A 12826-nucleotide genomic window follows, 5' to 3' on the forward strand; every position below is an offset into this window, starting at 1 on the left:
TCGGCGGCGGTCAGCCCGCCAGCCCCAGCTCCCGGGCGATCAGCATCCGCTGCACCTCGCTGGTGCCCTCGCCGATCTCCAGGATCTTGGAGTCGCGCCACATGCGGGCCACCGGGTACTCGTTCATGAAGCCGTAGCCGCCGTGGATCTGGGTGGCGTCGCGCGCGTTGTCCACCGCGACGGTGGAGGAGTGGAGCTTCGCCAGGGCCGCCTCCTTCTTGAAGGGTTCGCCGGAGACCAGGCGGGACGCCGCGTCGCGCCAGGCCAGGCGGGACGTGTGGGCCTTCATCTCCATGTCGGCGATCTTGAACTGGATCGCCTGGTTCCCACCGATGGGGCGGCCGAAGGCGTGTCGTTCCTTCGCGTACTTCACCGACTCGTCCACACAGCCCTGCGCCAGGCCCGTCGCCAGGGCGGCGATCGCGATGCGGCCCTCGTCGAGGATGCGCAGGAACTGGGCGTAGCCCCGGCCCTCCTCGCCGAGCAGGTTCCCGGCGGGGACGCGGACGTCCGCGAAGGACAGCTCCCGCGTGTCCGAGGCGTTCCAGCCCACCTTCGAGTAGGGGGCCGCCACCGTGAAGCCGGGCGTGCCGGACGGGACGATGATCGAGGAGATCTCCGGGCGGCCGTCCTCCGTGCGGCCGGTGACCGCCGTGACCGTCACCAGGCCCGTGATGTCCGTGCCCGAGTTGGTGATGAAGCACTTGGTGCCGTTGATCACCCACTCGTTCGTCGCCGGGTCCAGACGCGCCGTCGTACGGGTCCTGCCCGCGTCCGAGCCGGCGTCCGGCTCGGTCAGGCCGAACGCGCCCAGGATCTCGCCCGAGCACAGGCGCGGCAGCCACTCCTGCTTCTGGGCCTCGGTGCCGAAGCGGTAGATGGGCATGGCGCCGAGGGAGACCCCTGCTTCGAGGGTGATGGCGACCGAGGAGTCCACGCGGGCCAGCTCCTCCAGCGCGATGCCCAGCGCCAGGTAGTCGCCGCCCATGCCGCCGTACTCCTCGGGGAACGGCAGCCCGAACAGGCCCATGCGGCCCATCTCGCGGACGATCTCGTACGGGAACTCGTGCCGCTCGTAGAAGTCGCCGATCTTGGGAGCCACGACGTCGTGCGCGAACTCCTCGACCGTGCGCCGGAGTTCCTCCAGCTCGGGGGAGAGGTGGTGGTCCATGGGGGTCACTCCTTGTGGGAGAGGGCTCGGACGGTGCGGGACGGGCTGGGCCGGTCCAGGTGCGCGGCCATCCACACGCTTGTGGCGGTGAGCCGCTCGAGGTCGACCCCGGTGTCGATGCCGAGGCCGTGGAGCATCCACGCGAGGTCCTCGGTGGCGAGGTTTCCGGTGGCGGACTTGGCGTAGGGGCAGCCGCCGAGGCCGCCGGCGGAGGCGTCGACGGTCGTCACGCCGTGCTGGAGCGCGGCCAGGGTGTTGGCGAGCGCCTGGCCGTAGGTGTCGTGGAAGTGCACGCCGATCGCGCTGGTCGGCACGCCTTCCTCGTTGAGCCGGGACAGCAGGGCCTGGACGTGGCCCGGGGTCGCCACCCCGATCGTGTCGCCCAGGCTCAGCTCGTCGCACCCCATGTCCATGAGGGCCCGGCAGACGCGGACCACCTGGTGGACGGGGACCTGCCCCTCCCAGGGGTCGCCGAAGCACATCGAGAGGTAGCCGCGCACGTGAACCTTCTGTGCCTTCGCACGCGCGACCACCGGTTCGAACATCGCCAGCGCCTCGTCCACCGTGCGGTTGAGGTTGGCCTTCGCGAAGGACTCGGTGGCGCTGGCGAAGACGGCGATGCGGCGGGCGCCGAGCGCGAGGGCGCGGTCCAGGCCGCGTTCGTTCGGCACCAGGACCGGGAGCTCCACCGGCAGCTCGCTGACGAGCGGGAACAGTTCCTCGGCGTCGGCGAGCTGGGGGACCCACCTGGGGTGGACGAAGCTCGTCGCCTCGATCGTGGTCAGGCCCGCGTCGGCGAGCCTGCGGACGAAGTCCGCCTTCACTTCCGTCGGCACCGTGCGCTTCTCGTTCTGCAGGCCGTCGCGCGGGCCGACCTCGTGGATCCTCACCCGGGCGGGCAGGTCCTGCGCCGGTACGACCATGGGCAGTTCCCGAGCGGTCATCGCTCCGCCTCCGTGTCGTCCTCGGGGCTGTCGTCGTGCGCGGCGATCACCGCGAGCACCTGGTCCATGGCGACCGTGGTGCCGGGGGCGACGTCCAACTCGGTGACGGTCCCGGCGTGCGGGGCGGAGACGACGTGCTCCATCTTCATGGCCTCCACCACCAGCAGGCTCTGCCCGGCCGTCACCTCGTCGCCGACGGCCACCTTGACCACGGTCACCGTGCCGGGCATGGGCGCGGTCAGCGAGTCGGTGCCGGAGCGGGCGGCGCCGGTGAGCGACGCGGCGACCGGGTCGTGGTCGCGCACGTGCCAGGCGTCGCCTTCGCGGCCCAGCCAGTCACCGGCCCGGTGGAAGGTGTGGCGTACACCGTCCAGGACGACGGACACGCGGTCCTCGGTGACCGTGTGGGTGCCCCGGGGCGCGTACCGCACCGGGTCGTGCACCCGCAGGGGGAAGGCGGCCGGCTTTGGTTCGCCCCCGAGCCGCCAGCCGCTCGGCACGGAGAACGGGTCGATCCAGCCGTCGCCGCGGGGCGTCAGCGCGTCGAGGCGTACCGCCGCGGCGGCCTCGTAGACCTCGTCCGGCACCTCCGTGGGGACCAGCGCGTCGACCTCGCGCTCCACCAGGCCCGTGTCCAACTCGCCCGCCACGACCGCCGGATGGGCCAGCAGCCGGCGCAGGAAGCCGGCGTTGGTCTGCACGCCCAGGGTGACCGTCTGCGCGAGCGCCCCGCGGAGCCTGCGCAGCGCGGTCGCGCGGTCCGGGCCGTAGGCGATGACCTTCGACAGCATCGGGTCGTACAGGCTGCCGACCTCGGTGCCCTCGGACAGCCCCGAGTCGGTCCGGACCCCGTCGCCCTGCGGCTCGTGCAGCCTCAGCACCGTGCCGCCCGACGGGAGGAAGCCCCGTGCAGGGTCCTCGGCGCAGACACGGGCCTCGATCGCGTGCCCCGTGAGGGTGATGTCGTCCTGCTTGAAGGACAGGTGCTCGCCCGCCGCCACCCGCAGTTGCCACTCCACCAGGTCCAGGCCCGTGACGAGCTCGGTGACCGGGTGCTCCACCTGCAGGCGGGTGTTCATCTCCATGAAGTAGTACGAGGCGGGGTCGCCGCCCGGCACGATGAACTCGACCGTGCCCGCGCCCTGGTAGCCGCAGGAGCGGGCCGCCTGGACCGCCGCCTCGCCCATCGCCGCGCGCGTGGCCTCGTCGAGGAGCACGCTCGGCGCCTCCTCGATGATCTTCTGGTGGCGGCGCTGGAGGGAGCACTCGCGCTCGCCCAGGTGCACCACGTTCCCGTGGCCGTCCGCCAGGACCTGGATCTCGATGTGGCGGGGGCGGTCGATCCACCGTTCGACGAGGAGGGTGTCGTCGCCGAAGGCGGCGCGGGCCTCGCGGCGGGCGGCGGCGATCTCGTCGCCCAGTGCGGAGGCGTCCCGCACCAGCCGCATGCCCTTGCCGCCGCCGCCCGCGCTGGGCTTGAGCAGCACCGGCATGCCGATCCCGCGGGCGGCCTCCGCCAGCTCCGCGTCCGTGAGGCCGCTGCCGCTCGACCCGGGGACGACCGGCACCCCGGCCGCCCGCACCGTCTCCTTGGCCCGGATCTTGTCGCCCATGAGCGCGATCGCGTCCGCGGGCGGCCCGATGAACACCAGCCCCGCCTCGGCGCACGCGCGCGCGAACGCCGCGTTCTCCGCGAGGAAGCCGTACCCCGGGTGCACCGCCTGGGCGCCGGTCCGGGCGGCGGCCTGAAGCAGGCGCTCCACCGACAGATAGCTCTCGGCGGCCGGTGCCGGTCCGATCCGTACCGCCGTGTCGGCCTCCCGGACGTGCCGGGCGTCCGCGTCGGCGTCGGAGAAGACGGCCACCGAGCGCACGCCCATCGACCGCAGCGTGCGGATGACGCGGACGGCGATCTCGCCCCGGTTGGCCACAAGCACTGTCTCGAACATGGTCGTCAAGCCCCCCTCACATCCGGAAGACGCCGAACTGGGGTTCACCCAGGGGCGCGTTGGCACACGCGGTCAGGGCCAGGCCCAGGACCTGCCGGGTCTCCAGCGGGTCGATCACGCCGTCGTCCCACAGCCGGGCCGTCGCGTAGTAGGCGTTGCCCTGGCGCTCGTACTGGTCGCGGATCGGGGCCTTGAACGCCTCCTCTTCCTCCGCGGGCCAGGTCTCGCCGCGCGCCTCCAACTGGTCGCGCTTGACGGTGGCGAGGACCGAGGCGGCCTGCTCGCCGCCCATCACCGAGATCTTGGCGTTCGGCCACATCCACAAGAAGCGCGGTGAATAGGCCCGGCCGCACATCGAGTAGTTGCCCGCCCCGAAGGAGCCTCCGATCACGACCGTGAGCTTCGGTACGCGCGTGCACGCCACCGCCGTCACCATCTTGGCGCCGTGCTTGGCGATGCCGCCCGCCTCGTAGTCGCGGCCCACCATGAAGCCGGAGATGTTCTGCAGGAAGACCAGCGGGATGCCGCGCTGGTCGCACAGCTCGATGAAGTGGGCGCCCTTCTGGGCGGACTCGGAGAACAGGATGCCGTTGTTGGCGACGATCCCCACCGGGTGGCCGTGGATCCGGGCGAAGCCGGTGACCAGGGTCTGCCCGAACTCCGCCTTGAACTCGGCGAAGCGGGAGCCGTCCACCACGCGCGCGATGACCTCGCGGACGTCGTAGGGGGTGCGGGAGTCGACCGGCACCGCCCCGTACAGCCCGTACGGGTCCACCTTCGGCTCGACGGAGGGGACCACCTCCCAGGGCAGCGCACCGCGCGCGGGGAGGGTGGCGACGATGTTCCGCACGATCCGCAGCGCGTGCGCGTCGTCCTGGGCGAGATGGTCCGTCACGCCGGACACGCGCGCGTGGACCTCGCCGCCGCCCAGTTCCTCGGCGGTGACGACCTCACCCGTGGCGGCCTTCACCAGGGGCGGCCCGCCCAGGAAGATCGTGCCCTGGTCGCGCACGATCACGGCCTCGTCGCTCATGGCCGGGACGTAGGCCCCGCCGGCGGTGCAGGAGCCGAGGACGGCCGCGATCTGGGGGATGCCGGCGCCGGACATCCGGGCCTGGTTGTAGAAGATCCGCCCGAAGTGCTCCCGGTCGGGGAACACCTCGTCCTGCATGGGCAGGAAGGCGCCTCCGGAGTCGACCAGGTAGACGCAGGGCAGGCGGTTGTCGAGGGCCACCTCCTGCGCCCTCAGGTGCTTCTTGACCGTCATCGGGTAGTACGTGCCGCCCTTGACGGTGGCGTCGTTGGCGACGATCACGCACTCGCGGCCGCTGACCCGCCCGATCCCGGCGATCACACCGGCGGCCGGGGCCTGCCCGTCGTACATCCCCTCGGCGGCCAGCGGTGCCAGCTCCAGGAAGGGCGAGCCCGCGTCCAGCAGGGTGTCCACGCGGTCGCGCGGCAGCAGCTTGCCGCGGGCGGTGTGGCGCGCGCGGGCCTTCTCCCCGCCGCCCAGGCGGGCCGCGGCCAGCTTCGCGTGCAACTCCTCCACCAGGGCGCGGTGCGCCGCCTCGTTGGCCCGCCAGGCCTCCGACGCGGGGTCTGCCGCGCTCGTCAGCTCCGGTGCCTCGTGCATCCTGCGGTCCCCTCACCTTGTTAATGAGCGTTAACGCATTTCCTTCAGGTTAACGACCGCTAACCTCCCTGTCTAGAATTGTTCTCATGGCCACCAGAACCGACGCCCCCACCCGTCGCGAGCAGATCCTCAAGGAGGCCGCGCGGCTGTTCGCCGAACGCGGCTTCCACGGCGTCGGGGTCGACGAGATAGGGGCCGCGGTCGGCATCAGCGGACCCGGTCTGTACCGGCACTTCGCGGGCAAGGACGCGATGCTCGCCGAGCTGCTCGTGGGGATCAGCGGGCAGCTCCTGACCGGGGCCAGGCGGCGGGTCGCCGAGGCCGACGGGGGTCCCGACGGGCGGAACCCGGAGGCGGTCCTCGACTCGCTGATCGAGGGGCACATCGACTTCGCGCTCGACGACCGTCCCCTGATCACCCTGCACGACCGCGAGCTGGACCGCCTCCGGGACAGCGACCGCAAGCTCGTACGGCAGTTGCAGCGGCAGTACGTCGAGCTGTGGGTGGAGGTCGTCCGCGAGGTGTACCCGGGGCTGGCCGAGCCGACCGCGCGCTCGGCGGTGCACTCGGTCTTCGGGCTGCTCAACTCGACCCCGCACCTGGGGCGGCCGGGTTCGCTCCCGGGCCGGGGGGCCACGGCGGAGCTGCTGCACCGGATGGCGCGGGGGGCGTTCGCGGCGGCGGGCACGGAATGAGCCGAACTTCTGCTCCGCAAGCGTGACGAGCGTTACGGCCGGGTTCCTCTGGACTGCCGTCCGTACTCGCGGGTACGGTGATATCTGAGCAAGCGCTTAGACATGGCCGGAAGTAGCCAGCTGGAGGTGGCGGCGGTGCGCCGTACTGTGTTCAACGAGGACCACGAGGCGTTCCGGGAGACCCTGCGCGCCTTCATCGAGGCCGAGGTCGTACCGGTGTACGACGAGTGGTTCGCCGCCGGTCAGGCGCCGCGCGACTTCTACTACAAGCTCGGCGACCTGGGCATCTTCGGCATCAGCGTGCCCGAGGAGTTCGGCGGCGCGGGCCTGGACACCCACAAGTTCGAGGCCGTCCTCTACGAGGAGACCGCCCGCGCGGGCGTGCAGTTCGGCGGCTCCGGCGTGCACGTGCTGCTCGCCCTGCCGTACATCAAGATGCTCGCCACCGACGAGCAGAAGAAGCGGTACCTGCCGAAGTTCGTCACCGGCGAGGAGATGTGGGCCATCGCGATGACCGAGCCGGGCACCGGCTCCGACCTCGCGGGCATGAAGACCACCGCCAAGCTCTCCGAGGACGGCACGCACTACGTCCTCAACGGCGCCAAGACGTTCATCACCGGCGGCGTCCACGCCGACCGCGTCATCGTCTGCGCCCGCACCGCCGCCCCGCGCGAGGACGACCGCCGCTTCGGCATATCCCTGTTCGCCGTGGACACCAAGTCCGAGGGCTACTCCGTCGGCCGCAAGCTCGACAAGCTCGGCCTGAAGACCTCCGACACCGCCGAGCTGGCCTTCGTCGACGTCAAGGTGCCCGCCGAGGACCTGCTCGGCGAGGAGAACAAGGGCTTCTACTACCTCGGGCACAACCTGGCCTCCGAGCGCTGGGGCATCGCCTTCGGCGCCTACGCGCAGGCCAAGGCCGCCGTCCGGTTCGCCAAGCAGTACGTGCAGGAGCGCACCGTCTTCGGCAAGCCGGTCGCCCACTTCCAGAACACCAAGTTCGAGCTGGCCGCCTGCCAGGCCGAGGTGGACGCCGCGGAGGCCGTCGCCGACCGCGCGCTCGAGGCCCTGGACGCCGGCGAGCTGACCCCCGCCGAGGCCGCCAGCGCCAAGCTGTTCTGCACCGAGGTCGCCCACCGCGTGATCGACCGCTGCCTCCAGCTCCACGGCGGCTACGGCTACATGAACGAGTACCCGATCGCCCGTCTGTACGCCGACAACCGCGTCAACCGCATCTACGGCGGCACCAGCGAGATCATGAAGACGATCATCGCCAAGGACATGGGTCTGTAAGGTCCACGAAAAAAGTGCCGGATACAACTGACGCCATGAGTCAGGCACTTCAGTCCCTGCTCGATCTGCTCGACCTGGAGCGGATCGAGCGGGACATCTTCCGCGGCCAGTCCCGGTCCGCCGTCGTCCCCCGCGTCTTCGGCGGGCAGGTGGCGGCCCAGGCACTGGTCGCCGCGGGGCGCACGGTCCCCGAGGAACGGCACGCGCACTCGCTGCACGCCTACTTCCTGCGCCCCGGCGACCCCGGCGCGCCCATCGTCTACACCGTCGACCGCATCCGCGACGGCCGCTCCTTCACCACCCGCCGGGTGGTCGCGGTCCAGCACGGGCAGCCGATCTTCCACCTCTCCGCGTCGTTCCAGACGTACGAGGAGGGCCTGGAGCACCAGGCGCCGATGCCGGCCGCACCGGACCCGGCCACGCTGCCCACCTCCCACGAGCGGCTGCGCGGCTACGACCACCTCGCCCCGGAGGTCGTGGAACGGTTCCTGGAGGCCCGCGAGGCGGTCGACCTGCGGTATGTCGACGAGCCGCCGTACGGCAGGTTCGGCGAGCCGCGCGAGCCCCACTCCCAGGTGTGGTTCCGCACCAACGGCAAGCTGGACGACGACCCCCTGCTGCACGTCGTCCTCGCCACCTACGTCTCCGACATGACGCTCCTCGACTCCGTGCTGCTCGCGCACGGGCGCGGCGGCTGGGCCGTGGGTGACGTGGTCGGGGCCTCGCTGGACCACGCCATGTGGTTCCACCGGCCGTTCCGGGCCGACGAGTGGCTGCTGTACGACCAGGAGTCGCCGTCCGCGTCCGGCGGGCGCGGGCTGGGCCAGGCCCGCATCTACACGCAGGACGGACGGCTGGCGATCTCGGTGATCCAGGAGGGCGTGGTCCGCGTCCCCCGCTGACCCGCTCAGTCCTCCGTCAGGCCCGCCGCGTGCAGCAGGTACGCCGTCAGCGGGTCGTAGTGCCGGGGGCTGGTGACGTGGTCGTCGAGGGGGACCGTCACCTGGACGGTCCCCTCTGCCTCGGCGATGAAGAGGGCCGGGTCGTTGCAGTCCGCGTACCCGACCGAGTCGATCCCGAGCTGACCCGCGCAGCCCGCCCAGCCGTGGTCGGCGACGACCAGGTCGGGCAGCGGGCGGCCCTCCGCCTCCAGGCCCTTGAGGATCGCCCGCATCGGCTCGCCGGAGTGCGTGTGCCACAGGGTGGCGCCGTGCTCCAGGACGGCCACGTCGGCGAACTGCATGACGTACCCCTCGTCCGTCTGCAGCCCGTCCGGGATGACGACGATCTCGCAGCCGGCGGCGCGCAGGGCGGCGGCGGTGGCGCGGTGCACGTCGAGGAGGCCGCCGGGGTGGCCGGTGGCGAACAGCACGCGCTGCCCGCCGTCGGCGGCCTTGCGCAGACGGGCCGCGAGGCGTTCCAGGGCGTCGACCGTCAGCTCAGGGTCGATGGTGTCCTGGCCGTAGCGGTACTCCGGGTCGTCGTTCACGCCGCAGCGTTCGGCCATGACCGCGAGGACGTCCTGTTCGTCGCTCCAGCGGTCCCCGAGCTCCAGGCCGAGCCAGAAGTTCCGGTCGCCGTTCGCGAGCTTGCGGTAGTGGGAGAGGTTGTTCTCGCGGGGCGTGGCGACCTCGCCCGCGATGCGGGTCCGGACGAGGTGGACGAGGAGCTCGGCGCGGCTGGGGATCCCGGGTATCGGCATGGCTCCCATTCTGCCGGGGCGCTCGGCGCGGGCCGCGGGTGTTCCGTTCCGTGGGACGTGCGTCACTCCCTGGTCGGGTGGCACTTGTGGCGTCGGCCCACCCACTCACCCGCCCGCCCGTCCCGGTCGGGTGAGCAGTGCCCCGGGGGCGGGCCGCCCGAGGACGGCCACCGCGCGGCGCGGGCCGGGCGATCGTCGCGCCGCCACGGCCCCGCGCGCCCCGCCTCGTCGCAGCGGGCTTCGCCGCCCGTCAGTCCGCCGGTCCCTGCTTCAGGGCGAACCACAGCTCCATCCGCACGTCTGGATCGTCCAGGTGCATCCCCAGGAGCGCCGCGCACCGGGCGATCCGCTGGCGGACCGTGTTGCGGTGGACCGACAGCGCGACCGCCGTGCGGTCCCAGCTACCGTGCAGGGACAGCCAGGTGCGCAGGGTCTCGGTGAGAGCGGCGCTCCGGGCGAGCGGTGCCAGCAGGGCGCGGGCGTGCGCTTCGGCCTCGTCGGGCGGGACCAGGTCCGCCAGGCCCGTGCGCTCGCCGTGCCGGACCAGCGCGGTGCGGGTCGCCCGGGCGCGGGCCAGGGCGCGGGAAGCCTGGGTGTCCGCGGCGGCCCAGTCGCGCGAGGCGACGGCGGCGCTGACGCCCAGGGTCCAGCCGGGCTGCTCGGCCGGGGCGCGGTCGGCCGGGAGAAGGACCCGCACGACCCCGTCCCCGAGGTCGACCAGTGTGGACCCGAGCGCGGCCCCGAGCGCGGACGCGGCTACGGCGTCCGGTGCCGGACCGTCCCGGGTGGGCCGGGCGTGCACCACCGTCCACCGGTCCCCGCCGAGCAGCGGTGCGACCGCCTCCGCCGGGGCGCCGAGCAGCAGCCGTACGAGCGCGGAGGAGCGTGCCGCACCGGCGGCGCTCTGGTGCTCCCCGGTGAGGAGGGAGAGGAGCACCGCCGCGACGGAGGCGATGGTGTGGTCCCCGGGGTCCCGCCGCGGCGCCGCGACCCCGAGGACGAAGCCCTGCCCGGTGCCGAGGGCGTAGGCGGAGAGGTGGGTGCCGGCGACGGTGTCGGTGGCGGAGGCGGGGCTGGGACCGGCGGGGCCGGCCGGGCGGACCACTCCCGCCAGCTCGCCCAGCGCCCGTACCGCCTCCTCGGGCGCACGCCCGGCCCCCGCCAGATCCGCGCCGTCCGGTCCGTACAGCACCGTCCGGCCCCCCACCCGCTGGGCCAGTTGCCGCAGCACCGACGGCACCGGGTCCGGGCGCGCCGCCGCCGCGGCCAGGCTCTGCTGGGCCTCCGTGACACGGCGCAGTTCCGCCATGCGCGCCTGGGCCATGAGCTGCCAGACCGCGCGGGCCACGCCCGAGAACGTCGTCTGCGGCGGGACCTCGAGCAGCGGCAGCCCGTAGCGGTCGCAGGCCGCCACCAGCGCCCGCGGCACCGTGTCGTGCACCGGCGCGAGGCCGAAACCGAGCGCCGCTCCGCCCGCCGCCACGATCCGGGACACGTAGTCGTCGAAATACGTCCCCGAGCCCGCCGCCTCCGGGATGTGCACGCCCGCCGTCAGCAGCAGCTCGCCGCCCAGCAGATAGGGGTAGGGGTCCGCCATCTCCGAGGTGTGCGCCCAGTGGACCGCCGTATCGGGGTCCCTCGGCCCGGCGATCTGCCGCAGTCCCAGATCCTCGCGGGCCAGCAGGGCGGAGAGCGGTACGGGCGGGGTCGGCGGTACCGCGGGTGCCGAGGCTGTGTCCGGCATGGTGGACGGTTCCTCCATCCCGCTGGGTTCGAATGGATGAAACGTACACTTCGCAGTCGCTTTCCGGCCACCTAGTGTCAGTCCGGACCGGCAGCCGCGGGTACGGGCGGATGTCCCCGCGAGCGCTGTCGCCCCCACCGGTCCGGCCGAGCGGCCGACCGCGTCCCCGAGATCCATCTGCACGACACGCCACCGGGAAGTGCGCGAAGGAGGGCCCACATGGCCGTCGACTACACAGTGATCGTCGTCTATCTGGCCGGCATGCTGGCCATGGGCTGGTGGGGCATGCGCCGCGCCCGCTCCAAGAGCGAGTTCCTGGTGGCCGGGCGCCGCCTCGGGCCCGCCATGTACTCCGGCACCATGGCCGCGATCGTCCTCGGCGGCGCGTCCACCATCGGCGGTGTGGGGCTCGGCTACCGGTACGGGCTGTCGGGCGCCTGGATGGTGTTCACCATCGGCCTCGGCCTGCTCGCCCTGTCGGTCTTCTTCTCCGCCCGTATCGCCCGGCTGAAGGTCTACACCGTCTCCGAGATGCTCGACCTCCGGTACGGCGGCCGGGCCGGAGTGATCTCGGGCGTGGTCATGTGGGCGTACACCCTGATGCTCGCCGTCACCTCGACCATCGCCTACGCCACCATCTTCGACGTCCTGTTCGACATGAACCGGACGCTCGCGATCATCCTCGGCGGCTCCATCGTCGTCGCGTATTCCACACTCGGCGGCATGTGGTCCATCACGCTGACGGACATGGTGCAGTTCGTCGTCAAGACGATCGGCGTGCTGCTGCTCCTGCTGCCCATCGCGGTCGTCAAGGCGGGCGGCTTCAGCGAGATGAAGGCCAAGCTGCCGACCTCCTACTTCGACCCGCTGGGCATCGGCGGCGAGACGATCTTCACCTACGTCCTGATCTACACGTTCGGCATGCTGATCGGTCAGGACATCTGGCAGCGCGTGTTCACCGCGCGCAGCGACACGACCGCCAAGTGGGGCGGCACGGTCGCCGGCACCTACTGCCTGGCCTACGCGCTCGCCGGCGCCGTCATCGGCACCGCCGCCAAGGTCCTGTTCCCGAAGCTGGGCAGCCCGGACGACGCGTTCGCGACCATCGTCAAGCAGGAACTGCCCGTCGGCGTACGGGGGTTGGTGCTCGCGGCCGCTCTCGCCGCGGTGATGTCGACCTCTTCCGGAGCGCTCATCGCGTGTGCGACCGTCGCCAACAACGACATCTGGTCGCGGCTGCGCGGTGTCGTGCGCCGCGACGAGGGGGCGCACGACGAGGTCAGGGGCAACCGCGTCTTCATCCTGGTCATGGGGGTCGCCGTGATCGGTACGGCCATCGCGCTGAACAACGTGGTCGAGGCGCTGACCGTGGCGTACAACCTGCTCGTCGGCGGTCTGCTGGTCCCGATCCTGGGCGGCCTGCTGTGGAAGCGCGGCACGGTGCAGGGCGCGCTGGCGTCGGTGGCGGTCGGCGGCCTCGCCGTCATCGGCCTGATGGCGTCGTACGGCATCCTCGCCAACGAGCCCGTCTACTACGGGCTGACGGCCTCGCTCGCGGCGTACGTCGTCGTCTCCCTGGTGACCAGGCCGACCGAGCAGGCCGTCCTGGCCACCTGGCACGAGCGGCTGGCGGGGCGCGGCACGGCGAGCACGGAGGAGTCCGCGGCGGTGGGCGCCCGACCCTGATGCTCCGGC

At 72.3% G+C, this 12826-nt stretch carries 10 protein-coding genes; 4 read left to right on the plus strand and 6 right to left on the minus strand.

All coding sequences use genetic code 11. The features are described from left to right. Positions 1-10 precede the first annotated feature (10 nt). Genes ACZ4SW_RS14430 through ACZ4SW_RS14445 form a run of 4 tightly spaced genes read right to left on the minus strand, consistent with a single transcriptional unit; the run spans position 11 to position 5697 of the window. Positions 11-1171 carry an acyl-CoA dehydrogenase family protein gene (locus tag ACZ4SW_RS14430; protein WP_468242294.1) on the minus strand — a complete coding sequence of 387 codons (1161 nt, stop codon included), beginning with the start codon at positions 1169-1171 and terminating at the stop codon, positions 11-13. Between the two features lie 5 nt (positions 1172-1176). Then, a complete protein-coding gene (locus tag ACZ4SW_RS14435) occupies positions 1177-2115 on the minus strand; it encodes a hydroxymethylglutaryl-CoA lyase (RefSeq protein ID WP_468242296.1) in 939 nt (312 codons plus the stop codon). Beyond that, positions 2112-4064, minus strand: coding sequence for an acetyl/propionyl/methylcrotonyl-CoA carboxylase subunit alpha (locus tag ACZ4SW_RS14440; protein ID WP_468242298.1), 1953 nt, complete (start codon positions 4062-4064; stop codon positions 2112-2114). The genes ACZ4SW_RS14435 and ACZ4SW_RS14440 overlap by 4 nt, the downstream gene beginning before the upstream one ends. Before the next feature lie 16 nt (positions 4065-4080). Continuing rightward, a complete protein-coding gene (locus tag ACZ4SW_RS14445; RefSeq protein ID WP_468242300.1) occupies positions 4081-5697 on the minus strand; it encodes a carboxyl transferase domain-containing protein in 1617 nt (538 codons plus the stop codon). Between the two features lie 86 nt (positions 5698-5783). On the opposite strand from ACZ4SW_RS14445, the gene ACZ4SW_RS14450 reads away from it, so the two are divergent. From ACZ4SW_RS14450 to tesB, 3 genes are all read left to right on the plus strand, one after another. Further along, complete coding sequence (locus tag ACZ4SW_RS14450; RefSeq protein WP_468242302.1) at positions 5784-6392, plus strand: SACE_7040 family transcriptional regulator; 609 nt, start codon at positions 5784-5786, stop codon at positions 6390-6392. Positions 6393-6527: 135 nt separating this feature from the next. Beyond that, positions 6528-7685 carry an acyl-CoA dehydrogenase family protein gene (locus ACZ4SW_RS14455; protein ID WP_468242664.1) on the plus strand — a complete coding sequence of 386 codons (1158 nt, stop codon included), beginning with the start codon at positions 6528-6530 and terminating at the stop codon, positions 7683-7685. Between the two features lie 35 nt (positions 7686-7720). Next, entirely contained in the window at positions 7721-8587 is an 867-nt protein-coding gene (tesB, locus tag ACZ4SW_RS14460) for an acyl-CoA thioesterase II (RefSeq protein ID WP_468242305.1), read from the plus strand. Positions 8588-8592: 5 nt separating this feature from the next. On the opposite strand, the gene ACZ4SW_RS14465 is transcribed toward tesB, so the two are convergent. Next, positions 8593-9387, minus strand: coding sequence for a phosphatase (locus ACZ4SW_RS14465; protein ID WP_468242307.1), 795 nt, complete (start codon positions 9385-9387; stop codon positions 8593-8595). A 250-nt stretch (positions 9388-9637) separates the two neighbouring features. Further along, the gene (locus ACZ4SW_RS14470; RefSeq protein WP_468242309.1) at positions 9638-11131 is read right to left on the minus strand and encodes a PucR family transcriptional regulator ligand-binding domain-containing protein; all 1494 of its coding nucleotides are present in this window, start codon (positions 11129-11131) and stop codon (positions 9638-9640) included. Positions 11132-11350: 219 nt separating this feature from the next. On the opposite strand from ACZ4SW_RS14470, the gene ACZ4SW_RS14475 reads away from it, so the two are divergent. After that, the gene (locus tag ACZ4SW_RS14475) at positions 11351-12817 is read left to right on the plus strand and encodes a sodium:solute symporter family protein (RefSeq protein WP_468242311.1); all 1467 of its coding nucleotides are present in this window, start codon (positions 11351-11353) and stop codon (positions 12815-12817) included. Positions 12818-12826: the final 9 nt, after the last annotated feature.

The organism is Streptomyces sp. NPDC028331 (assembly GCF_055565775.1).